The following is a 24,090-nucleotide window of genomic DNA, read 5'->3' as shown; positions in this document are numbered from 1 at the left end:
ACCCGCATCCACCCCGCACGACGACCCGACCGCCGTGTGGCTCAAGCCGCCCGTCCGGCCGGCCCACCCGACCGTGCTCCTCACCCGCGGCGCCACGGCTTGCGACGCACCGAAGGAACAGCCCGCGCCATGACTGACACAGGAGTCCCCGTCCACGACCCGTACGAGGACCCGGCCGCCACCGGACATGTGCCGTTCCCCGAGGCCGAGCGGGCCGGGACCCTTGTGCACCGGTTTCTTCAGGTCGCCGCGGAGCACGCCGAACGCGAGGCCGTCGTGACCCCCGAGGTCCGATGGACGTACCGGGAGACCGCGGAGCTGTCCGCGCGGGTCGCCGGCGGGCTCGTGGCGGCGGGGCTGCGGCCTGGTGACCGGGTGGCGCTGTTGTTCTCGCACGGCGCGGAGATGATCGCCGCGCTGCTCGGCGCGTTGCGCGCGGGGCTGTCCTACGTCCCGTTGGACGCCGCCTATCCCGAGCGGCGGCTGGCGCACATGGCCGCCGACTCGGGCGCCCGCGCCGTGGTCACGGGCCGCGGAGCTTCGGGCCCGGTGGCCGAGGCCCTGGCCGCCGGCCGCCCGGTGCTGGCGTACGAGGATCTGGTGCGGCACGACCCCGGCGACGGGGCGGCGTGCGCCGAGCCCGGGGCGGAGGCGTACGTGCTGTACACCTCCGGCTCCACCGGGCTGCCCAAGCCCGTCGCGCAGGTCCACCGCAACGTGCTGCACCACACCCGGGCCTGGACGGACGGGCTGCGCGTGGGGCCGTACGACCGGCTGACCCTGCAGTCCGCCTACAGCTGGGACTCGGCGGTCCAGGACACCTTCGCCGCGCTGCTGAACGGCGCCGCCCTGTACCCGGTCGACCTCAAGACTCTCGGCGTCACGGGGCTGCTGGAGTGGATGGAGCGCGAGGGCGTCACCGTCTACCACTCGACGCTGCCCGTGTTCCGTTCGCTGGTGCGGGCCATGGAGGCGCGCGGCACCCGGCTGCCCGCGATGCGGATGCTCGCGCTGGGCGGGGACACGTTGCACCTGGCCGATCTCGCCGCGTGCCGCCGCGCGTTCGAGCCGCACTGCCGGGTCGCGGGCGCCTACGGCTCCACCGAGTGCTCGTGCGCGCTGCTGCGCGTCGCCGACCGGGACTACCGGCCGCCCACCGGGGTCTTCCCGCTGGGCTTCCCGGTGGCCGGGACCGCCGTCCGGCTGGCGGACGCCGACGGTCGCACCGTCGAGGGGCCGGGCGAGGGCGAGATCGTCGTGGAGAGCGCGTACCTGTCGCCGTCGGCCGTGGCGCCGGGCGCCGTGTACCGCACCGGTGACCTGGCCCGGCGGCTCGACGACGGCACGCTGGTGCTGATCGGACGCCGTGACTTCCAGGTGAAGATCTCCGGTATCCGGGTCGAGACCGGCGAGGTGGAGAGCGCGCTCAAGGAGTTGCCGGACCTGCGCGAGGCGGTCGTGATGCCGTTCACCGACCGGCTCGGCGAACGGCAACTGGCCGCCCATGTGGTGGCCGAGCCCGGCCACCGACCCCCGCCGGTGGAACTGCGGGCGGCACTGCGCGCGGTACTGCCCGATCACGCCGTCCCCACCGCGTACGTCTTCCTGGACGAACTCCCGCTGACCGCCAACCACAAGATCGACCGGGCGGCGCTGCCGGATCCGGCGGCCGTCCGCCCGTCCGGCGTGGCGCTCGGCGGCGACACGCTGGAGCGCTCCGTCGCCGAGGTCTGGCGCGAGGTGCTGGACGGGGCCGACCCGGGCCCGGACGACAACTTCTTCGACCTGGGCGGTACGTCGCTGCGCATGGCGGCCGTCCACGAGCGGCTGACCCGCGCCCTCGCACCGCGGCTGCGGATGACCGACCTGTACCGGGCGCCGACCGTGCGCGCCCTGGCCCGGCTCATCCGGCAGACCACCACCGAGGGCCCCGACACCGTCGACCCCGACACCGGCCACGACGCCGCCGCGGCCCGCGGTGCGCGGCGCCGCGCCGCCCGCCGGCGCCCGCGCCGCACAGCCGCACCGGCCGCATCCACCCCGCAGCCCCTCCCGCCGCCGAGCGGGAGCCGAACCACCGCCCCTGGAGGGACTCGTGACTGACCGCCCGTACGACGAGACAGCCCACGAAGGCCGTATCGCCGTCGTCGGCATGGACTGCCGGCTGCCGGGGGCCCGGAACCACGCCGAGTTCTGGCGCGACCTGCTCGCCGGGACCGATCGGATCGCCGACGTGGACGAGGAGGCGCTGCTCGCCGCCGGAGTGCCCCGCGAACAGCTCGCCACCCCCCGCTATGTGCGCCGCGCCTCGGTGGTGGAGGACGCCGACCTCTTCGACGCGTCCTTCTTCTACCTCAGCGCGCGCGAGGCGGAGCGCATGGACCCGCAGCTGCGGCTGTTCCTGCAGTCCTCGTGGGGCGCGCTGGAGCACAGCGGACACGACTCCGAGCAGTACGCCGGCCGCATCGGCGTCTTCGCCGGCTCGCTGAGCAGCACCTACCTGCTCAACAACGTCCTGACCGGTGAGAAGGGCTTCGGCGGATCCGTCCAGCGGCTGCGCCAGGACCTGCCGACGCTGATGGGCAACGACCCCAACTACCTGGCCACCCGCGTCTCTTACCACCTCAATCTCACCGGCCCGAGCATCTCGGTGCAGACGGCCTGCTCCACCTCGCTGGTCGCGGTGCACACCGCGGTGCAGAGCCTGCTGGGCGAGGAGTGCGACGTCGCACTCGCGGGCGGGGTGGCGCTGCGCTTCCCGCAGCAGGCCGGGTACGTCCATGAGACCGACGGCATCACCTCGGCCTCGGGCACGGTCCGCCCGTTCGACGCGGGCGCCGACGGCACGGTGTTCGGCAACGGCGTCGGCGTCGTCGTACTCAAGCGGCTGTCCGACGCGCTCGCCGACGGCGACACCGTGTGGGCGGTGATCCGCGGCTCGGCGGTCGGCAACGACGGCGCCGACCGTGCCGGTTACTCCGCCCCGGGTGTGCGCGGTCAGGCCGCCGTCCTCGCCGAGGCCCTCGCGGTGGCCGGCGTGGACCCGGCCGAGGTCGGCTACCTGGAGGCGCACGGCACCGGCACCGCCATGGGCGACCCGATCGAGCTGACCGCCACGGCCCAGGTCTACGACACCGAGGGCGCTCCGCCGCTCACCATCGGGTCGGTGAAGGCCAACCTCGGTCATCTCAGCACCGCCGCCGGTGTGGTGGGCCTCATCAAGTGTGTGCTGATGCTGCACCACCGCACGCTCGTGCCGACCCCGCACTTCACCGAGTGGAACCCCGAGTGCCCGGTGGAGGGCACCCGGTTCCGGGTCGGCACCGCCGTCGAGCCCTGGCAGGACGAGCGGGGGCCGCTGCGTGCGGCCGTCACCTCCACCGGCATGGGCGGCACCACCGCGCACGTGGTGCTGGAAGAGGCTCCTGCGGAGCCCCCCGAGGAGCGGGTGCCCGCCGCGCCGGTCGTGGTGCTGCCGGTCTCCGCGAAGTCCCCGGCCGCGCTGGAGACGGCACGGGCCGCGCTCGCCGACCACCTGGAGGCCACTGCGCCCGAGGCGGACGGCCCGCTCGGCGACATCGGTCTGGAGGACGTCGCCCACACCCTGGCCACCGGCCGCCGTACCTTCAACTACCGGACCGTCATCACCGCCCCCGACCGGGCCACGGCCGTGCGGGCGCTGCGCAGCGGCGACCCGCGCCACGCCCACCAGGACTCCGGCCAGCCCGCCGAGCGCCCCGTCGTGCTGCTGTTCCCCGGCCAGGGCGCCCAGCACCCCGGGATGGGCCGGGGCTGGTACGAACATCTGCCGGTCTACCGCGCCGCGTTCGACGAGTGCGCCGAGCTGCTGCTGCCGCAGCTGGGCCTGGACCTGCGGGAGGTGCTGTACGGGCAGGCCCCCGGCGGGCACGATCTGAACCGCACCCGGCTCACCCAGCCGGCCCTGTTCGCCGTCGAGTACTCCCTGGCCCGCCAGTGGGAGTCGTGGGGCGTTCGCCCCTCGGCCCTCCTCGGCCACAGCGTCGGCGAATACGTCGCCGCGACCCTCGCCGGGGTGTTCCGACTGCCGGACGCGCTGCGGGTGATCTCCGAGCGCGGCCGGCTGATGGACGAGCTGCCCGCGGGGGCGATGGCCGCCGTGATGCTGTCGCCCGAGGAGCTGGCCGGGCGGCTCGGCGACGAGGTGTCGCTGGCCGCCGTGAACGAGCCCGCCGTGTGCACCGTCGCCGGCCCGCGCGAGGCGGTCCGTGACCTGCTCGCGCGGCTCACCGCCGACGGCGTGGCCCACCGCAAGGTCGTCACCTCGCACGCCTTCCACTCCGCGATGATGCAGCCGGCCGTCGCCCCGTTCACCGAGCTGCTGCGCGGCATCGAACTGCGCCGCCCGCGCATCCCGTTCGTGTCCAACCGCACCGGTACCTGGATCCGCGACGAGGAGGCGACCGACCCGGCGTACTGGGCCGGCCAGCTGCGTGACACAGTCCGCTTCGCCGACGGTGTGAGCACCCTGCTGGCCCAGGGCGAGCAGCTCTTCCTGGAGGCCGGGCCGGGCCAGACCCTGGTCACGTTCACCCGCCGTCACCCCGGGCGGGAGACCGGCGTCCCGGTGATCGCCTCGGCGGCCCGCACCCGCGACCCCGAGGCCGACCTCACCGCCGTGCACGCCGCGCTGGGCCGGCTGTGGGCGGCCGGGCAGCCGGTGGACTGGGCGGGGCTGTACGCCGAACGCGCCCGACGCCGGGTGCCGCTGCCTACGTACCCCTTCGAGGGCGTCCGCTACTGGGTGGAGCCGGGCACCGCGGTGACCACGGGCACAGGTCCGGCCGCGAGCGGAAGTGTGCCCAAACTGCCGCTTGACGACTGGATGTCGGCGCCGGTGTGGCGGCCCGCCGTCGGTACCCCCGACACCTCGGCCGGACCGGTCGAGGAGCCGGTGCTGCTGTTCGCCGACCCCGACGGCACCGCCGGGCGCCTCGCCGGACACGCCTTCTCCGGCGAGGTGATCACCGTGCTGGCCGGGGGCGGGTACCGGCGCGAAGGGGACGTGTGGACGGTGCGCCCGGCCTCCGAGGAGGACCACGCACGGCTCGTCGCCGAGCTGCTGGCCGCCGGCCGGCTGCCGCAGCGCGTCGTGCACGCCTGGTCGGTGGGCCCGCTGCCCGCCGAGCGCGGCATCGAGCGGTTCGAACAGGCCCAGCACCACGGCCTGTACAGCCTGATCGCCCTGGTGAAGGCGTTCAGCGAGCACGGGGTGACCGAGCCCGTGCAGCTGGACCTGGTCAGTGCGGGCGCGTACGCGGTCACGCCCGAGGAGCCGGAGCCGGCCGCCGAGCTGGTCACGCTGGCGGTGGCCGCCCGGGTCATCGGCCAGGAGCACGGCAACCTCGGCTCCCGCCACTTCGACCTGCCGGCCCGCCCCGACGAGCGGTCGCTGCGCACGCTCGCCGCCGAACTGGCCGGCCACCGGCGGCCCGAGGTGGCCGTCGCGCTGCGCGGCTCCACCCGCTGGATCGCCGAGATGGCCCGCATCCGGGCCGACTGGGCGGTCGGCGGCACCTCCCGGCTGCGGCAGGAGGGCGTCTATCTGATCACCGGTGGTCTCGGGGAGATCGGCTCGACGATCGCGCGCTGGCTGCACCGCGAGTGCGGAGCCCGGCTGGCGCTGCTGACCCGGGACGCGCTGCCCGCCCGCGAGGCGTGGGACGACTGGGTCGCCGGCCACCCGGATGACGACGAGACCGCGCTGCGGATCGTGCGGCTGCGGGCACTGGAGGCCGACGGCGCGGCCCCGTTCCTGGTCAACGCCGACGTGGCGGACGAGGGCGCGCTGCGGGCCGCGGTGGAGAAGGTCGAGGCCCAGTTCGGCCGGCTGGACGGTGTGGTGCACGCGGCGGGTCTGCCGAGCGAGCAGTGGGACCGGGCCATCACGGCCGCGAGCGTCGAGCAGTGCGGCTGGCACTTCGTCGCCAAGGCGCACGGCCAGATCGCCCTGGAGAAGGTGCTCGCCGACCACCCGGTCGACTTCTGTCTGATGCTGTCGTCGCTGGCCGGTGTGCTGGGCGGGCTGCGGCTGCTCGGCTACGGCGCCGCCAACCACTTCATGGACGCCGCCGCCGAACGCGCCAACCGGGGCCTGGAGCGCACCGTGTGGATCAGCGCCGCCTGGGACGTCTGGCAGCACCACCAGGACGAGAAGCGGGCGATCTCGGCGATCGGCCGCAGCATGGACGACAAGGCGATCCAGCCCGAGGAGGGCCTGGAGGTCATCCGCCGACTGCTGACCCTGCGTGATGTCTCCCATGTCGCCGTCTCCACCTGGGACATCGACTATCGCCTCGACCAGTGGGTGCGCGACGAGCGCGTCTCACGGCCCACGGCGGGCGCCGCGTCGTCGCCGCAGGCGGAGAGCGCCGGCGACCTGGACGACCAGGTCGCCCGGCTGGTGCGCGATCTGCTGGGCGAGGCGGACATGCCGCTGGACGGCGACATCTTCGAGTACGGCGGTGACTCGCTGCTGATCGTCCGGCTGCTGTCGGACATCCGTACGCACCTGTCGGTCGAGGTGCCGCTGGCCGATGTGCTCGGTGAGCCGACGCCGCGCGCGCTGGCCGCCCTCGTCCAGGAGCGCCTGGACGCGCGGGCGCAGGGCGACGACGGAGGGGAGCGGGGCGGGGACGCGGCCGCGCAGGACGCCGAAGTCGCAGCTCTCGCCGACGAGTTGACCGGCCTCGACGCCACGGAACTGGAAAGCCTGCTGGCGGCCGCCGAGACGGACCCGGCGGCCGCGAACGACACCGCCCAGGAAACGGAGCGCTGACGGTGGACTTCAGCCTGATCTTCTTCTCGGGCGACGAGAAGAACAAGTACCGATTCGTCCTCGACGCGGCCAAGTACGCCGACGAGAACGGCTTCACCGCGATCTGGACACCGGAGCGGCACTTCCACCGCTTCGGTGGCCTGTACCCCAACCCGTCGGTGCTGGGCGCGGGCCTGGCCATGGCCACCCAGCGCCTGCAGATCCGGGCCGGCAGCGTCATCCTGCCGCTGCACAGCCCGATCCGGGTCGCCGAGGAGTGGTCGGTCGTCGACAACCTCTCCCGGGGGCGGGCGGGCCTTGCCCTGGCCACCGGTTTCAGCCCTCTCGACTTCGCCATCAACCCGGACGGCTGGGCGGACCGCAGGCAGCGCACCTTCGACGCCGTCACCACGCTGCGCGAGCTGTGGGAGGGCGCCCCCGTCTACGTCCAGGACGGTCTGGGCAACCACGTCGAGATCGAGCTGCATCCCCAGCCGGTGCAGCCGGAGCTGCCGCTCTGGCTCACCTGCACCAAGAGCCCCGACACCTTCGAGACGGCGGGCCGTCTGGGCTGCAACGTGCTGACCGCCCTGATCGACATGACAAACGAGGAGCTGGAGGAGAAGCTCGCCCTCTACTTCAAGACCCTCGAGGCGCACGGCCACGACCCGGAGAGCGTGACGGTCACGCTCATGCTGCACACCTTCATCGGCACCGACCGGGACGAGGTCCGCGAAACGGTGTGGCCGCCGTTCAGCGACTACCTGCGCTCGTTCTTCACCGTCATCGACTCGCAGAAGAAGAGCCTCGCGCCGGGTGCCGGTGTCCGTGACATCTCGCAGAGCGACCAGGACGAGCTCATCCGGTTCGCCTTCGACAAGTACTTCGAGAAGGGCGCGCTGCTGGGCACCCCGGACTCCTGCGGCGCCGTCGTGGAACGCTTCCAGGGCATGGGCGTCACCGAGATCGCCTGCCTGATCGACTTCGGCGTGGACGAGAAGCTGGTCGTGGACAGCCTGGAGCACCTGAACGAGCTGCGGAGGCGGTACGCGTGAGCGACGCCCTCGCCACCCGCCTCGCCGCCCTCAGCCCCGAGCAGCGGGCCCGGCTGCGCGCCACGTTGGCCCGGCGCACGGAGGCCACCGATGAACTGACGCCGGGCCAGCTGAGGTTGTGGCGGGCCCACCACGCCGTCGACGGCCGCCCCGTGGACGTGGTGTGCCAGGCGGTACGGCTGTCCGGGGCCCGCCCGGACCTCGACGCGCTGACCGAGCGGGTGCGCGGTTTCGCGGCCGCCCACGAGGCGCTGCGTACCACGTTCGAGGCAGGCCCCGACGGCGGGGAGGCGCGCCGTGTGGTGCACGCCGAGCTGCCGCCCGCGCTGACCCGGGCCGGACGCACCGACGACGCGGGGGCGCACGCCCTGGCCCGGCAGCTGGCCCGGGAACCGTTCGACCTGGCCGCGGGCCCGCTGCTGCGGATCGCGCTGGCCGAGGGGGCGACGGACGAGGAGGCCTGGCTGCTGGTTGTCGCGCACAACCTCGTCTTCGACGCCTGGTCCTTCGAACTGCTGCTGGACGAGCTGGGCCGGGAGCCGGAGACGGCCGTCGCGGCGGCGCCGGGCTTCGGCGACTTCGCCCGGGACCAACGGGAGTGGCGGCAGGGCCCGGAGGGCAGGGCGGCGGCCGCGTACTGGGCGGCCGAGGCCGCCGACGCGCCCGCGCCGCTGCCCACCGACCGACCACGCGGCAAGGGCACCGCGCGGACCGGGCGCCGGGTGGACTTCACCCTCCCGGCACCGGTGGCCGACGCGATCGCCGCGTCGGCCCGGCGGGCGGGCGCCACCGCCTACGCCGGGTGGCTCGCCGTCGCCTGGCGCACGCTGGCCGAGTACGCCGGCACCGAGGACGTCCTGCTCGGCACCTTCACCACCGGCCGCAACCGGCCGGGCACCGAGGAGGTCGTCGGCTATCTGCTCAACGTGCTGCCGGTGCGGCTGCGCGAGCCGGGGGCCGGCACGCACGCGGACCGGGTGCGCGCGGTGCGGGACGTCACCCGGGCCGGCCTGCGGCACGCCTCCTACCCCGGCGAGCTGATCGGCGGCCGCCGGGTACCGGGCACGCATCCGCTGCTGGACGCCGTGTTCGTCTTCGACAACCTGGGTGCCGAGCAGCGACTGCTGCACGGCGCCCGGGTGACCACCGCCGACCTCGACAAGGGCACGGCGCGCTACGACCTCACGATCGCCGTCTACCCGGGGCCCTCCGGTGCGACCGGCTGGCTGGAGTACGACACCGGCCTGTACGACGAGGCCACCGCCCGGCGGCTCACCGACCGGTTCCAGGCACTGGCCCGTGCCGCCGCCGCGGAGGGGGAAGCGTGATCGCCGCCCGACTGTGCGCCCCCGCGTACGAACTCGGCGAGTACGCCGAGCCCGTGGTGGCGCTGGACGAACTCCAGGCCGATCCGCAGACGGCGGCCGAACTCACCGCGCCCGCGGCCGGTTTCCACACCTACCGCTGGTCGGAGGCCGGTGTCACCGAGCTGATGGCCCCGGCCGTGCAGCGCACCCTCGCCGAGGCGGGCGTCGCGCGCGACGAGATCGACATGGTGCTGCTGGCCACCGACTCGCTGCCGCGCGACCGCTCCGCCCACCGCGATGTCGCCGAGCTCCTCGCGACGACCGGCCTCGCCCGGGCCACCGCTGTGACGACCGGCCTGATGGACTGCGCCACGGCCATGGTCGCGGTGGGCACCGCGGCCTCGCTGGTGCGCGACGGCACGGCCCGGCAGGTGCTGGTGGTCTCCGGCGACGTGGCCGACCGGGCTACCGGCGGGCACCGGATCGTGGCGGGCGGCGCGGCGATCGCCAGCGACGCGGCCGCCTCGGTCCTGGTGTCGGCGACAGCACCGGGCCTGGAGGTGCTGGGCATGGCCCACCACTCGGCGCCCGAGCTGAACGCCGGCGGCGGACCGCAGCAGCAGTTGCTGTCCCGGATCCGCGCGCACCGCGAGCTGTTCGCCCGGCTCGCGGCGGCCCGCGGCGGCGCGCCCGGTTCCGGCGGCCGGGACGGCCTCGGCTCGGTACGCGGCGTACTGCCGAGCAACTTCGCCCGCAACGTGCTGCGGCTGTATCTGGCCGAGGTGGGCATCGGCGCGGACGAACTGCGGCTCGGCAACGTGGGCCGCATCGCGCACTGCCTGGGCAGCGACCCGCTGATCAACCTCGCCGACCAGCTGACGGACGGCAAGACCGAGGGGGCCGCCGGGACTTCGGACGACGGCACGCTGGTGCTGTTCGGCGCGGGCGTCTCGCACCTCGGGGCGGTCCTTCTCGGCGCGCGGCCGCTGCCCGCGGTCCCCAGGGGAGGTGCCTGATGAGCGCAGCCTTCGGGACCGCCGGCACCGAACTGCCCGTCATGGTCGACCCGGCCGAACTGCGCACCGTGGCCCGCCGGTTGCCCACGGGGGTCACGGTCGTCACCGCCGGGCGAGGCGCGGCGGTGCACGGCATGACGGTGAACTCGTTCACCACCGTCTCGCTCGCGCCGGCCCTGGTGTCGTTCTCCGTCCGCGCCGGGGCCCGCGTCCTCGGACTCGTCGGGGACGGCGGCGGGTTCGTGGTCAGTCTGCTGAGCGCCGAACAGGCGGGGCTGGCCCGCCGGTTCGCCGACCCCGACCGGCTGACGGGCGCGGCGGGCTTCGCCGATGTCGACCTGCTGGACGAGGCGACCGCGGGCGGTGTGGCGCTGGCCGGCGCCGTCGGCTACTTCGTCTGCGAGACCGAGCGGTTCGTCCGGGCGGGCGACCACGTCGTCGTGCTCGGCTCGGTACTCCGGTGCGCAACGCTCCGGGACACGCCGCCCCTGTTGTTCGAGGGCGGCGGGTTCCACGCGCTGGGAGCCGCCGTGCCGGGATGACCCACGCCCCGCCTCCTCCCCCCTCCAGGAATCCCCTTCCCCTCGCTAGGAATCTCCCTTGACTCTGCACACCCAGAGCGACGCCGTCGGGGACCTGCCCGTCGACGGCGCACCAAAGTCCGACGCACCGCGGACGGACATACCGCAGACGGACGCGTCACCGTCACCACGTGGCAGGACCCGGCTGATCCTCTTCGTCCTGTGCGCCGCGCAGTTCATGATCGCGCTGGACTTCTCGGTCCTGAACGTGGCGCTGCCCGAACTCGGCTCCGGTCTGGGTATGAACCAGGCGGCGCTGCAGTGGGCGGTCACCGCGTTCGCCCTGCCTTCGGGCGGCTTCCTGCTGCTGTTCGGGCGGATGGGCGATCTGTACGGGCGCCGCAGGCTGTTCCTCTCCGGGCTGGTGCTGTTCGGCGCGGCCTCGCTGCTGGCCACGTTCGCCTGGGACCCGGCCTCGTTCCTGGCCGGCCGGGCCCTGCAGGGCGTGGGCGCCGCTGCCATCGTGCCGACGGCGATGTCGCTGCTGACGACCACCTTCCCGGAGGGGCCGCAGCGGGACCGGGCGCTGGGCATCAGCGGCACCCTGCTCTCGCTGGGCTTCACGGTCGGCATGGTGGCCGGCGGCATCCTGACCGATCTGTTCGGCTGGCGCTCCACCATGGGGCTGCTCGCCCTGTTCTCGCTGGTCGTGCTGCCGCTGGCGCCGACCGTGCTCACCGAGTCGCGGCAGGCCGAGCGGCCCCGCCTGGACGTGCCGGGCGCGCTGACCGTCACCGGTGGTCTGCTGTCGCTGATCTACGCCCTGTCGACCGCGGCCGACCGCGGCTTCGGCGGCATGGATGTACAGGTCACCCTGGTCCTGGCCGTGTTGCTGCTGGTCGCCTTCGTGGTGGTGGAGTCGCGTACCGCCGATCCGCTGGTCTCGCTGCGCATCCTGCGCCGGCCCACGGTGACCTGGGGCAACATCGGGGGCCTGGTCACCTTCTCGATGATGAGCACGGTCGTGTTCGTCATGACGCTGTACCTCCAGGAGGTGCTGGACCTCACGGCGTTCCAGACCGGCCTCGTCTTCGGTGTGCAGGGCACGGCCGCGGCGGTCTCGGGTGGGTTCGTCCCGAAGGTCATCGGCCGGTTCGGGGCCCCGCGCACACTGGTCGGCGGTCTGCTGCTGCAGGGGCTGTTCGTGGCGGCGCTGCTCGGCGCGGGCCGGGCGGGCTGGAGCGTCTGGCTGGTCGTAGTGGCCATCTCGCTGGCCTGTGTGTGCCATCTGACCGCGATCATCTCCTACGGCCTGACCGTCACCTCGGGCCTGCCCAGCGAGGAGCAGGGCCTGGCCACCGGTCTGGTGACCTCCACCCAGCAGGTCGGCATCACCATCGGCATCCCGCTGCTCGGCGTGCTCGCGACGACCGCGTCGGACCGGCTGGCGGGGGTGCGCACGGTGCTGGCGATCGACGCGGCGATCGTCGTGGCCACCGCGGTCCTGGCGGCCGTGGGACTGCACACGGCGCGCCGCGCCTGATCACCACCGCAGCATATTTATGCACTAAACCATCCCGGTTCTCGCGACATTGGGGGCCAGGATGGACTATGTTTACGACTGCCGGAATGTTCATGCAGCTGAAGGGATGAAGCCCCATGCCCGCCGTGACCCCGAAGGGTTTCCGCAGCATCACCAGGAACATGGGCGTGAAGGACACGGCCGACGACTTCGCGGTCGTGGTCTCGGAGGTTCCCGCCCGTTCGGCCGCGGTCTTCACCCGCTCGCGCTTCTCGGGTCCCAGCGTCACGCTCAGCCGTGCGGCCGCCGCCGGGCACCGCAGCCGCGGCATGGTCGTGATCTCCGGCAACGCCAATGTGGCGGCCGGGCAGACCGGCACGGACAACGCCGTTGAGGTGCGCCGCAGGGTCGCCGAGACCGTCGGCATCGAGCCCGAGGAACTCGTCATCGGCTCGACAGGCGTGATCGGCCGCCCGTACCCGATGGACCGCGTCCGGGCCGGCCTGTCCGCCCTGTCGTGGCCCTTCCCGGAGGCCGACTACGCCGCGGCGGCCGGGGCGATCATGACGACCGACACCCGCGCCAAGCATGTCTCGGTGCGCGTCGGCGACGCCGTGCTCACCGGCATCGCCAAGGGCGTGGGCATGATCGAGCCCGACATGGCCACGCTGCTGACGTTCTTCTTCACCGACGCCGACATCCCGGCCGGCGAACTGGACGCATTGTTCCGGCGCGTGATGGACCGCACCTTCAACGCGCTGAGCATCGACACCGACACCTCGACCAGCGACACCGCGGCGATCTTCGCCAACGGTCTGGCGGGCGAGGTGGACCCGGCGGACTTCGAGCAGGCACTGTACGAGGTCGCGCTGGACCTCGTCCGCGACATCGCCTCGGACGGCGAGGGCGCGAGCAAGCTCATCGAGGTCCGGGTCACCGGGGCGCGTGACGACGCCCAGGCCAAGCGGGTCGGCAAGAGCGTGGTCAACTCGCCTCTGGTCAAGACCGCCGTGCACGGTGCCGACCCCAACTGGGGCCGGGTCGTGATGGCCGTGGGCAAGCTCCGCGAGGAGACGGACATCGACCCGGACCGGGTCCACGTCCGGTTCGGCGACCTCGTCATGTACCCCGCCGAGCCGGACGCCGCACTCCTGGAAAAGGGCGCCCAGTACCTGACTTCGGCCGAGGTCGTCATCGGCCTCGACCTCGGCATCGGCGACGGGGCCTTCACGGTGTACGGCTGCGACCTCACCGAAGGCTATGTGAAGATCAACGCCGACTACACGACCTGAAAATTCCCCGAAAAAAGCGCGCTTGACGAGCTTGCGCGAAGAAGGGGATTTCCCGGGGGCACCGCGACCGGCGGCATTCCGGGAAATCCCCTTCCCTTTCCGCCCTCACCTGCTCTTCTTCTCCGCCCGGCGTCGACATCCGACCGGCCCTGGCCGGGTCCGGTCGTGGCCCGCAAAGGCCAGCCCCGATCGCCGCCCCACGCCCTCGCGATCAGTGAGACTACCTGGGGTGGACGAGGTCCGAGGAAAGGTGCGCGACACCATGCACAGTCAGCGCGAGGGCGAGGCCAAGGTGCTCGCGATCGTGGAGACCGGGCTGCACCGCTTCGGCGCGGTGGCCTTCCACGCCGCCCGGGAGCTGGGCCTCGAAACGGTGTTCCTCACCCGGGACATGGAGCTGTACGCCCACGCCCCCGCCGTCCTCGACGCGGTGCGCGACGCCCGCGCGACCGTGTTCACCGACACCTCCGCCCCCGACCGGGTCATCGCAGAGCTGCGCCGCCTCCAGGCGAGCGTCGGCCTGCGGGGCGTGTACTCCTCGACGGACTACAGCATGGCCGTCGCGGCCGCCGCGGCCCGTGCCCTGGGCCTGCCCGGCCTCGACCCGCAGGCCGCCCTGAACGCCCGCAACAAGCGCCGCACCCGTGAGCTGTGCGCCAAGGCGGGCGTGCCGGTGCCCCGCTGGAGCGTCGCCCTGACCGAGCGCGAAGCGGTGGCCGCGGCACGGGAATTCGGTCTGCCCTGCGTCGTGAAGCCGATGACCGAGGCCGGCAGCCTGGGCGTACGACTGTGCCGCGACGAGGCCGCCCTGCTGGCCGCCTTCCACGCCATCGCCGACGTGCCCACCGACTTCCGGGGGCAGCCGCGTGAACCCGGGGCCCTGGTGGAGGAGTACCTGGTCGGACCCGAGGTCAGCGTCGAATCGCTCACCTGGGGCGGGCGGACGGTCGTCCTCGGGGTGACCGACAAGGTGCTGGGACCGCACCCGTACTTCGTCGAACTCGGCGAGACCTTCCCCTCGTTGCTGCCGCCGGCCCTGGTCGAGGAGTGCGCGGCGGTGGCCGTGGCGGCGCTGGACGCGCTCGGCCACGACTTCGGCGCCGCCCATGTCGAGGTGCGGCTCACCGCCGACGGGCCGCGCCTGATCGAGGTCAACGCCCGTATGGGCGGGGCCCAGATCACCCGGCTGGTCCGGGAGAGCACGGGCCTGGACATGCCGCGCGAGATCATCCGGATGCACACCGGGGACACTCCGGAGCTGTCGTTCCGCACCACCGCCGCGGCGGTGTCCCGTTATGTGACGGCGCCGGCCGCCGGGCGGGTCGAGGCGGTGCACGGGCTCGACCTGGCCCGCCGGGTCCCCGGGGTCCTGGACGTTGCCGTCGACGCGGCACCGGGCGACGAGGCACGCGTGCCCACGGACAATGTCGATGTGGTGGGCCACGTCGTCACCCGGGCCGCCACCTCCGGCGAGGCGGTCCGCATGGCGGACGCCGCACTGGGCCAGATCGCCTTGCAGATCGGCACGTCGGGCGCCTGACCACGGCCGCCCCATGCGACAACGGACCGTCAGAAGGTCTCCGTGCGGACATCCAGCCAGCCACGGGCTGCGGCATGCGCACCGGCCTGGAAACGGGAATCGGCGTCCAGCTTGCGCATGACCTCGGTCATCATGCGGCGCAGTGTGCGGGAGGAGATGCCCAGCGAGCGGGCGATGGCATCGTCCTTCATGCCCCGGCCGAGCATGCGCACCAGGGACAGTTCGCGGCTGTCGAGTTCCTCCCCCACCTCGTCGACGCCCGGGACGTCGTCCCCCAGCGCGGCCGAGCCGTGCATCCAGCAGAACTCGAAGACCGCCCGGAACAACGCGATCATGCTCGGGTCGCGGATCTCCAGTGCCGTCATCTCCGGCAGCTCGGCACCGGGGCCCTCGTCCTGCGGTTCCTCGGGTACGTAGGCCACCACGCGGTCGACCATGACCAGCCGGAACGGCAGCACCGAGGTGACCCTGACCTCGGCACCGGCGTCCCGGAGCCCCTCCAGGTGGGCGCGGCCGTGGGGCACCTTGAGCATCGAACTCAGGTGCACGGAGCGCATGGTGGCGCCGCGGTCGATGACCTCGCGGTTGCGCTTCATGCTGTCCTTGAGCATGGCCTGCGGCAGCGGCGACCCCGGGTGCATGCTCAGCACCTCTGTACGGGCCTGCGCGGCGACGCCTTCGAGTGCGCCGGATATCTCGCGCCCGCCGACCAGCCGCCGGGTCTGCGGAACCGTTCCCCCCTCCGCGCGCAGCCGCATCAGCGAGGCGCTGAGGACACCGAGCGTCGCGTCCGTGCGCTCCAGGGCGGCGAGGCGCGCCCGGGTCGCCTCCTGTTGCAGGGCCACGAGCCGGGCGAACACGGCGTCGGGGGTGAGGGTCACCAGCTCGCCGCGGCCCTCCAGCCGGCGTACCAGGCCGGCCCGGGCGAGCTCGTCCAGCCCTAAGGCCAGTTCCTCCTCAGTCAGGCCGAGCGACCGCGCGGCGTCCCTGAGGGTGATGGACGGGTCCGCCAGGGTCGTTTGAAGCAGCCGGTGGGCCAGGTCAGTCAGCGCGTACACGAACGATCCGCTCTTCTATGGTCATGCATTGCTCCGCAAGCTTAATCATGCGGTTGCCATGACCCTGCCCACTTCGGCAGCACCCCACCCGCCGACGGACAACGCCAACGGGCCGCCGCACGGTGCGTGTTGCCCGCACCGTGCGACGGCCCGTTCGACAGCCAGCGCCGTGATCCGTCAGCCCCAGGCCAGGTCGTCCTGCCGGTCGGTACCGATGACCTGCCCCGTCGCCGCGACCTGCTCCGGCTGGGCCGTGCCGTCGGCCAGGAGCAGGAGTGCCGCGACTCCCATAAGGATCGCCATCAGGCCGTTCCGGTAGATCTGGACGCCCCGCGTCTGCATTGCTTCCCCCTTGTGACTCATGTCACCGGAACTCTGGCCCCGGCAATAACGATTCTGCCGTCTCCATCAGCCCGAGAAAAGCGGAAATCGCGTCCGAGAGGTGCCATGACACATTTCGGCCACGTAACAAAAGGTAACTGAATTTCAAATACTACGGGAACGGCTATGGAAATGATGCAGCCGACATGGATGGCACAGGAAATTTTTCATTCCGGGCGCCGGGGAGACCGGGAATCTTGCACTCCGGACACAGGGTCACCGGTCATTTGACCCGGAACCCGACGACGTCCCCCGGTTCGGCGGGACCCGTCAGCTGTCCGGGCGTTCGGATGTACATGCGGTGCAACCAACGGTCCCGGCCGTCCCAGCGCGGGGTGAACGCCGTACGGGCGTGGGTGCTGCGGAAGTTGTCCACCACGAGGAGGTCGCCCGGGCGCAGGTGCACGGCCTCGGTGACCTCGTCCAGCGCACCGGACAGCGCGGCGAGGGCCTCCTTGGCCCGCGTGGTGTCCGGCGCGAGCAGTTCGCGGTCGTAGCCCAGGCAGGGGTCGCCGGGATCGCCGTACAGCACCGGCACCCGTGCGCTCGGGCCCGGGTCCGCCGCCTCGCCGCGGAAGGAGATGTCGACCTGGCAGGGCAAGGGGCGGGCGAGGAGTTCCGCGCGGTCGGCGTCCGGGAGCAGCGCGATTGCCCGGCGCACCGAGCCGACGAGGGTGGCGGCCCTTCCCGCGTGATCGGCGCGGGAGCAGGCGAGCAGCACATGGTGCGGCTGGTCGCGGTGGTAGGCCATCTCCGTGTGGAAGTCCAGCAGGACCTTGGAACTCTCGGAGGAGAGGTCGTGCGCGCCCGGCGCCGGATACACGTCGTGGTAGACGGCCCCCGCGCGCAGCTCCCGGTAGCCGGTGGGCAGCCCGAGCCGACGGCCGACCAGCGCCAACCAGGCCTCCATGGCGAGCAGTTCACGCTCGGAGGGCGGCGGGCTCGAGGTCGGTGTGGCGGGGAGCTCCGCCTCGTCGTGGGGCAGTCCGCGCAGCAGCAGGTAGCCGTGCTCGTTGCCGTCCTCGCGGAAGGTGTCGAGCACGGCCGCCAGCTCCTCGGGGAGTCGCCCGGCGGCTTCACCGGCCGTCGCGAAGAACGCGGGCAGGTCGGCTCGCGGCACCTTGGGCAGTGTGCCGCGCAGCGCGGTCAGCGCGTCGGCCCACTGGTCGCAGGCGACGATCGGTTCAACGGCGGGAGCGGGCACGGGATTTCCTTCCGTACGGAGCCGGTCGCGGTCGGCCGCTCGCTCAGTGCTGCGGGCACCGGAGGCGGTCCGGCGGGAGCGGGCGTACTGATAGAGCAGTTCGGCGCCGATCTCGGTGGCGAGCAGGGAGGTGATCCCGCCGTGGTCGAAGGGCGGGCTGACCTCCATGACGTCGAAGCCGACCGGGTCGAGGTCGCCGACCGTGCGCAGCAGGGCGAGCACCTCACGCGAGGTGGGCCCGCCCGGGGCCGGCGTTCCGGTCCCCGGCGCGAAGGCCGGGTCGACGACGTCGACGTCGACGGACACGTACAGCGGCAGCCCCGCGGTCCGCTCCCGCACCAGCGCGGCGGTGGCGGCCGGGCCCCGCTCGGCGAAGTGGTCGGCGGTGACGACCGTGACCCCCTGCCCGCGCGCGTAGTCCAGCGAGTCGGGTGCCGGGTTGTGGCCGCGAATACCGATCTGGACGAAGGCGGCCGGGTCGATCAGCCCCTCCTCCATCGCGTGCCGGAACGGGGTGCCGTGGTGGTACGTACCGCCGTAGACCGGTGGGAAGGTGTCGCTGTGCGCGTCGAGGTGGAGAACCGCCACCCGGCCGTGCTTGGCGTGCGCCGCGCGCAGCCCGGCGAGTGACAGCGAATGGTCGCCTCCCAGCATCAGGAACGCCCCGTTGTCCCGCAGGAGCCCGGTGAGCGCGGCGGTCGCCGCCTCCATGGCGAGTTCCATGGAGAACGGCGACAGGTCGATGTCACCGGCGTCGACGACGTCGATCAGGTCGAAGGTTCCGGGGCCCCGGTCGATGCCGGTTCCGTGGATCAGCCCGGACTCGGCGCGGATGGCCCGCGGGCCGAACCGGGCGCCGGGCCGGTAGCTGGTGCCGCCGTCGTAGGGGGCGCCGATGACGACGACGTCGCGGCCGACCGGGTCCGGCACATGAGGCAGCCGCATGAAGGTGGCGAGCTGCGCGTACCGGGGCGAGCGGGTGGTCTGGACGCGCTCACCGGGAGCGTGCGCACCGGTCATCGTGTTGCTCCTTCCGGGTCGGGGACCAGCGGACCGGCGGCGTCCTGCCCGGCCAGCGCCGCCTTCGTCTCGTGGGCGAGGTCGATCTCGTCCGGGTGGGCAGCGCCGGCCACCACCGCGTCGTACAGCCGACGCACCACCGCGCCCTTGGCGGCGGCGATCCGCGCATCCGGGACGCCGTGCTCGCGCAGCAGGAGCGTGAAGGAGCTGGTCGTGCCGGATCCCTCGTGCACGCCGAGCTTGGGGCGCCGTACCGTCTCGGCCGGCAGCAGGTCGGCGACCGCCTCGCGCAGCACCCACTTGTCGCGGCCGTGCCGGCGTTTCAGCCCCGCCTCCAGGGTGACCAGGGACTCGAGCAGGTCGCGGTCCCAGTAGGGGTGCGTGGTCCAGTGGCCGGCCGCACCGGACAGCACCGGGGACATCTCGTTGAGGCCGTCGAAGGTGTCCATGTCGTGCGCCACCGCGTCGTCCAGCGCGGCCGGCCGGTCCACCTCGCGGTGCATGCCACCGAGCGGGATGTCCGCGCCGTAGCCGGTGAGGATCCGCAGCGGGCGGCCCGTCGGCAGCCGTCGGTACAGCGCGGCCAGCGGCAGCAGGTACTCGACGACCTCCGGATCCGTGCACTCGGACGCCCATACCGTCCACGGGAGTTCGGCCAGCAACTCGGCGGTGCCGATCCTGATCTCGGTGTGGCGGGGGCCGGGCGGGCCCGGCCGGGTACGGGCCAGGTGGTCCGCGACGAGCCGGGCCTCACGGAACTCGTCGCGCAGGTCGGTTCCCATCGACACGGTGTGCAGCGCGCCGTCCGCCGAGGCCGCGAGGGCGGCCACCGCACTGGAGTCGATGCCGCCGGACAGCACGGCGGTGTGCCCCGGCCCGTCCCGCAGCCTGCGGTGCACGGCCCGCTCCAGCGCCTCTCGTACCTCCCGCAGCGCCTGACGCTCCGGCAGGTACCGGCGGTGCAGCGGCGGCGTCCAGGTGCGCACCAGCCGGGTCCGCGGGCGGCCGGCGGCGGCCTCGGCCACCACCGCGCCGCCCGCCGGGACTTGGTGCACCCCGTCGGATCCGCGGACGGCACGCAGTCCGGCCACCGGGTGCCCGCCCGCGCCGACGTCCGCCACCGCCAGGAGGGTCTTGGCCTCGGTGGCCACGGACACCCGCCCGTCCGCCACGGCGGTCAGGTACAGCGGTACGCCGCCGCAGTGGTCCGTGGCCGCCACCAGGGCGCCCCCGTCCGCGGCCAGCGCCGCGAACCGGCCGTTGAGCAGCCGGAAGGCGTGCGGGCCATAGCACTTCAGACAGGCGAGCAGCAGCTGTGCGTCGCCCGCTTCCGCCAGTCCCGGATCGCCCAGTGCCCCGGCCAACTCGTCCTGGTTGTACAGCTCTCCGGCGAGCAGGACGGCCAAGGATCCGTCAACGGCGAGCGACAGGCAGGCACTTGAGGCGTCCGGGCCGACCACGGACCCGGTCCACCACCAGTCCCCCGCCCGCACCTCGACGTCCGCAACCCGACCCGCCGTGGCGAACCGGGGGATGCGCCGCTTCCCGGCCCGGGCGTCGGCCCGCCGCCCGGCCGGGGTCGCCGTCAGCGCGAACCCCGTCGCGCCGGAGATGCAGCCGCGCATGATCAGATGCTCAGGGCGTCGAAGCCGCCCGGCTGGAAGTCGTACGCGATCTTCGTCTCGATGAGGAACGGCCTGCCCAGCCCGGCCCCCTTGCGCAGCGCGGCCAGCAGCGCGTCCCGGTCGTCGGCCCGGACCGCATCCACCCCGTTGGCCTGCGCGAGCTGCACGAAGTCCACGGAGCCGAAGCGGATCGCCGGGTCGTGGGAGCGGTGGTGGCCGAGGTTCTGGTACAGCTCGATCAGGCCGTTGGTGTCGTTGTTGACGACCACAGTCACGATCGGCAGGTTCAGCCGGGCCATGGTCTCCAGGTCGGCGCTGTTGGAGTGGAAGCCGCCGTCGCCCGCGATCAGGAAGACCGGCTCGTCCGGCCGGGCCAGCTGGGCGCCCATCGCGGCGGGCAGCCCGTAGCCGAAGCTGCTGCACCCCGCCGAGGTCAGGAAGCCGTACGGCTGGTCGGCACGGGCGAACAGGACGCCGTAGTGGCGGAAGAAGCCGATGTCACTGACGATCGTGCCGCGGCCCGCTCCCGCGGCCTCGGCCATGACGGTGTTCATGGAGTCCATCACCTGGTGGACGCGCATGCCGTCCTCGTACTCGCGCGGATCGGCGAGGAACTCGGCCACCCGCGCCCGCAGCGCGGAGACGTCGTGCGGGGTCTTCGGCGCGAGCTCGGCGGTGGCGGCGTCCAGGGCCTCGACGAAGGCCAGCACGTCGGCGACCACATCGACGTCGGGGCGGAACACCCGCGGCACGGGGTTGGTGGTCGGGGCGACCCGCACGACCTTCTTCTCCCGGCCGTGGGCCCACATGGAGGGCCGCAGGTCCTCGGCGTAGTCGTAGCCGAGGCAGAGCACCAGGTCGCTGGGCCCGAACAGGGTCCGCAGCGCCGGGAAGCCGAGGATGCCGTCCATGTAGCCGGTGACCGCGCCGTAGGCGAGCGGGTGCCCGTGCGGCAGCACGCCCTTGGCGACGTAGGTGGTGATGACCGGGATGCTCAGCCGCTCCACCAGGGCACGCAGGGCGTCGACGGCGCCGGAGCGGATCGCCGACGCGCCGACCACGAGCACCGGGTGCTCGGCCTTGGCCAGCAGGTCGGCGACCTCCGCCAGCCGCTCGGGCCAGTCGGCGTCCACCGAGGCCACCGGCTTGCGGGGCCGGCGGGCCGGTGGCGCCGGGGTGTCGTCGGCCTCCGGCACGCCCGCGCCCAGCAGATCCACGGGCAGGCTGATGAAGCTGGGCCCGACCGGCTCGGCGGTGCTCGCGGTGACCGCGGAGTCGACCAGGTCGGTGATGTCGGCCGGACGCGCCAGCTCGGTGGCGTACTTCGTCATCGGCCGCATGACCGAGACGCTGTCGAGGCACTGGTGGGTGTCCACCGGAAAGACGTCGTACGACTCCGACTGCGCGGCCAGCGCGATGACGGGGCTGCGGTCCAGGGCCGAGGTGGCCACGCCGGTGGACAGGTTGGTCATGCCGGGGCCGAGCGTGGCGAAGCACGCCTGCGGCCGGCCGGTGATCCGGGCCAGTACGTCCGCCATGACCCCGGCGGTGAACTCGTGCCGGGTCAGCACGAAGTCGAGCCCGTCCACCTCGTCGAACAGGACCGACGCGGCTTCCCGGCCGACGACACCGAAGACTTTCTCCACGCCGTGGGCGCGCAGCCGCTGGAGCAGGAGCGCGGCCGCGGTGGTGTGATCCGACGGACCGGTCGACACACGGGACATGAAAACCTCTTTCCTCGAACTTCCTCGAAGGGCTTGTCCGCAAGGGGGCGTTCAGATCGGGGCTTCCGGGCGCACGAGCGCCGGGGAACGGGAAACGAGCTCCCGTGCAGAGGAGTTGGGGGCGCGGAACGGGCCCGGACATCGACTCAATCCGCTGCGGCGGATCACGTCCACCGCGCCCCGGTGACCGCCTGGGGACGCGTCCCCTCCCGGTCACCGCCGTCCGCGGGGACGCCCGTGTCCGATGCCGGACACGGCAGGTCACGGCCACCACAGTGCGGTGGACACCCGCCGCCGGGCCCGTCGAGGATCGAAACCAGCCGTCGGCAGGCGAGGCCGTGCGAGCGAGGAGCCCGTCGATTCCCCGGGCTCCCGGCACGTGCCCCCGAACGGCCGGACTCTCCCTTCCCCGACCGAAGGATCAAACGTGACTGACAAGTTGTGGGGCGGCCGGTTCGACGAGGACATCACGTCCGACGTCCTCGACTACACGCTCACCACGGACATCGACGTGCGGCTGGTCTTCGCCGACCTGTGGCAGGACATCGCCCATGTGCTGATGCTGGGCCGCCAGGGCATTGTGTCCGCCGACAACGCCCGGGCGATCCTCGGCTCGCTGCTCGCACTGTGGGAGCGGCACGAACGTGGGGAACTGGTACTGCGCCCCGAGCTGGAGGACGTCCACTTCAACATCGAGCAGATGGTGATCGAGGACCTCGGCCGCGAGGTCGGCGGGCACATGCACACCGCCCGCTCCCGCAACGACCAGGTCTCCACGGACACCCGGATGTACCTGCGCCGGGTCCAGCTCGACGCGGTCGCGGCGAACCTGACGCTGATCGACGTACTGCTGTCGTTCCCGGACGAGGAACTCCTCGCGATCCTGCCGGGGTACACGCACAGCCAGGCGGCGCAGCCGGTGTCGGTGGGCTTCTGGAAGACCGCGCACGCGAGCATGCTGCTGCGCGATGTGCGCCGGCTGCGCGGCGCCTTCGACCGCACCGACGAATCGGCCCTGGGTGCCTGTGCATTGGCCGGTACGTCCTTCCCGCTGGACCGGCGGCTGACCGCGCGGCTGCTGGGCTTCGGCGAGGTGCTCGGCCACGCCCTGGACGCCACCAGCGCCCGTGACTACCTCATCGAGACCGCCTCGGCGTTCGCGATCGGCGGCAACAACCTGTCCCGCATGGCCGAGGAGATCGTCATGTGGAGCGGGCACGAGTACAGCCTGGTGGAGGTCGCGGACGCGTACGCCACCGGCAGTTCGATCATGCCGCAGAAGAAGAACCCGGTGGTGGCCGAGCTGACCCGGGGCCGGGCGGGGCGCACCGCGGGCACCCTCGTGCAGCTGCTCACCATGGCCAAGGGCGTGACCCTCGGCTACAGCTGCGACTTGCAGGACGACAAGCCGTACCTGTGGAACGCCATCGACACCTACCTCTCCACGGTGCGCATCGTGGCCGGCCAGACCAAGGGGCTGCGTTTCAACACCGCGCGCGGCGAGGACCTGTGCTGGGACAACTTCTCCACGGCCACCGAGCTCGCCAACTACCTGGTGGCCGAGCACGGGCTGCCCTTCCGCGAGACCCACCACATCACCGGCTCGCTGGTCGGCGCCCTGCTCAAGCGTGGTGCGACGCTGCGTGACACCCGGGCCTGCGCCGAGATCCTGGCCGAACTCGGCCACCCCGTCGAGGAGTCGGTGCTGGCCCACATCTTCGCCCCGCGCACCGCGGTGGCCAGCTACACCAGCCCCGGCGGCACCTCGCCGCAGAGCGTCCAGGCCCTCCGAACGGAGCTGCGCGCGGCGCTGGAGAGCCACCGGCGGTGGCTGGAGGAGACCCGCGGGCGGCTGGAGAACGCGCAGGCCGCCACCTTCCGGGCGGCCCGTGAGATCGCCGCCGGCGCCGACTTCACCAAGGTCCTCGACACCGTCACAGCGGACCTGCCCGCCCTCGCCCAGCACTGAACGCCGCGCCGTCGCACAGCACCCCCGGTCGGGCCGACCCGCGCCCGGCCGCTCACCCCG

Annotated in this window: 15 protein-coding genes and 1 pseudogene; 10 read left to right on the top strand and 6 right to left on the bottom strand. The window is 73.0% G+C overall.

Features of this window, described 5'->3' with window-relative positions:
- Positions 1-129 precede the first annotated feature (129 nt).
- From AQJ91_RS50510 to AQJ91_RS34010, 9 genes are all read left to right on the top strand, one after another.
- On the top strand, positions 130-2,103 hold the full coding sequence (locus AQJ91_RS50510; protein WP_079085416.1) for a non-ribosomal peptide synthetase: 1,974 nt from the start codon (positions 130-132) through the stop codon (positions 2,101-2,103).
- The gene (locus AQJ91_RS34045) at positions 2,096-6,817 is read left to right on the top strand and encodes a type I polyketide synthase (protein ID WP_159054704.1); all 4,722 of its coding nucleotides are present in this window, start codon (positions 2,096-2,098) and stop codon (positions 6,815-6,817) included. Before AQJ91_RS50510 ends, AQJ91_RS34045 begins: the two co-directional genes overlap by 8 nt.
- Before the next feature lie 2 nt (positions 6,818-6,819).
- Positions 6,820-7,851, top strand: a complete 1,032-nt coding sequence (locus tag AQJ91_RS34040; protein WP_067029304.1) for a MupA/Atu3671 family FMN-dependent luciferase-like monooxygenase — start codon at positions 6,820-6,822, stop codon at positions 7,849-7,851.
- Positions 7,848-9,179 carry a condensation domain-containing protein gene (locus AQJ91_RS34035; RefSeq protein ID WP_067029302.1) on the top strand — a complete coding sequence of 444 codons (1,332 nt, stop codon included), beginning with the start codon at positions 7,848-7,850 and terminating at the stop codon, positions 9,177-9,179. Before AQJ91_RS34040 ends, AQJ91_RS34035 begins: the two co-directional genes overlap by 4 nt.
- On the top strand, positions 9,176-10,174 hold the full coding sequence (locus AQJ91_RS34030; RefSeq protein ID WP_079085414.1) for an acyl carrier protein: 999 nt from the start codon (positions 9,176-9,178) through the stop codon (positions 10,172-10,174). The genes AQJ91_RS34035 and AQJ91_RS34030 overlap by 4 nt, the downstream gene beginning before the upstream one ends.
- Positions 10,174-10,716, top strand: a complete 543-nt coding sequence (locus tag AQJ91_RS34025; protein ID WP_079085413.1) for a flavin reductase family protein — start codon at positions 10,174-10,176, stop codon at positions 10,714-10,716. The genes AQJ91_RS34030 and AQJ91_RS34025 overlap by 1 nt, the downstream gene beginning before the upstream one ends.
- Positions 10,717-10,855: 139 nt before the next feature.
- Entirely contained in the window at positions 10,856-12,238 is a 1,383-nt protein-coding gene (locus AQJ91_RS34020) for an MFS transporter (RefSeq protein WP_234383214.1), read from the top strand.
- Positions 12,239-12,354: 116 nt separating this feature from the next.
- Positions 12,355-13,509: a bifunctional glutamate N-acetyltransferase/amino-acid acetyltransferase ArgJ gene (argJ, locus tag AQJ91_RS34015; protein WP_067029300.1), complete on the top strand. Its 1,155-nt coding sequence runs from the start codon at positions 12,355-12,357 to the stop codon at positions 13,507-13,509.
- A 262-nt stretch (positions 13,510-13,771) separates the two neighbouring features.
- Positions 13,772-15,049, top strand: coding sequence for an ATP-grasp domain-containing protein (locus AQJ91_RS34010; protein ID WP_159054703.1), 1,278 nt, complete (start codon positions 13,772-13,774; stop codon positions 15,047-15,049).
- A gap of 29 nt (positions 15,050-15,078) precedes the next feature.
- Here AQJ91_RS34010 and AQJ91_RS34005 read toward each other — a convergent pair whose 3' ends face one another.
- The 6 genes and pseudogenes from AQJ91_RS34005 to AQJ91_RS33990 all read right to left on the bottom strand — a co-directional run bounded on the left by AQJ91_RS34005 (position 15,079) and on the right by AQJ91_RS33990 (position 22,061).
- Positions 15,079-16,107: a helix-turn-helix transcriptional regulator gene (locus tag AQJ91_RS34005; RefSeq protein ID WP_067029298.1), complete on the bottom strand. Its 1,029-nt coding sequence runs from the start codon at positions 16,105-16,107 to the stop codon at positions 15,079-15,081.
- 177 nt (positions 16,108-16,284) lie between these two features.
- Positions 16,285-16,449, bottom strand: coding sequence for a hypothetical protein (locus tag AQJ91_RS53925; protein WP_159054702.1), 165 nt, complete (start codon positions 16,447-16,449; stop codon positions 16,285-16,287).
- Positions 16,450-16,711: 262 nt separating this feature from the next.
- Positions 16,712-17,668 (bottom strand): clavaminate synthase Cs1, encoded by a 957-nt coding sequence (gene cs1 / locus AQJ91_RS50505; RefSeq protein ID WP_324618041.1) that lies wholly within the window; start codon positions 17,666-17,668, stop codon positions 16,712-16,714.
- A 90-nt stretch (positions 17,669-17,758) separates the two neighbouring features.
- A pseudogene (gene speB, locus AQJ91_RS56305) lies at positions 17,759-18,712 on the bottom strand (agmatinase); the annotation flags it as partial.
- Complete coding sequence (locus tag AQJ91_RS33995; RefSeq protein ID WP_067029296.1) at positions 18,709-20,337, bottom strand: asparagine synthase-related protein; 1,629 nt, start codon at positions 20,335-20,337, stop codon at positions 18,709-18,711. The pseudogene speB and the gene AQJ91_RS33995, both read right to left, overlap by 4 nt.
- Before the next feature lie 2 nt (positions 20,338-20,339).
- Positions 20,340-22,061 carry a thiamine pyrophosphate-binding protein gene (locus AQJ91_RS33990; RefSeq protein WP_067029294.1) on the bottom strand — a complete coding sequence of 574 codons (1,722 nt, stop codon included), beginning with the start codon at positions 22,059-22,061 and terminating at the stop codon, positions 20,340-20,342.
- Between the two features lie 427 nt (positions 22,062-22,488).
- Here AQJ91_RS33990 and argH point away from each other — a divergent pair, with 427 nt between their 5' ends.
- A complete protein-coding gene (argH, locus tag AQJ91_RS33985; RefSeq protein WP_067029293.1) occupies positions 22,489-24,030 on the top strand; it encodes an argininosuccinate lyase in 1,542 nt (513 codons plus the stop codon).
- Positions 24,031-24,090: the final 60 nt, after the last annotated feature.

This window comes from Streptomyces dysideae (assembly GCF_001514305.1).
In the GTDB taxonomy this organism is placed as follows: domain Bacteria; phylum Actinomycetota; class Actinomycetes; order Streptomycetales; family Streptomycetaceae; genus Streptomyces; species Streptomyces dysideae.
This window is presented reverse-complemented; position numbering and strand designations above follow the sequence as displayed.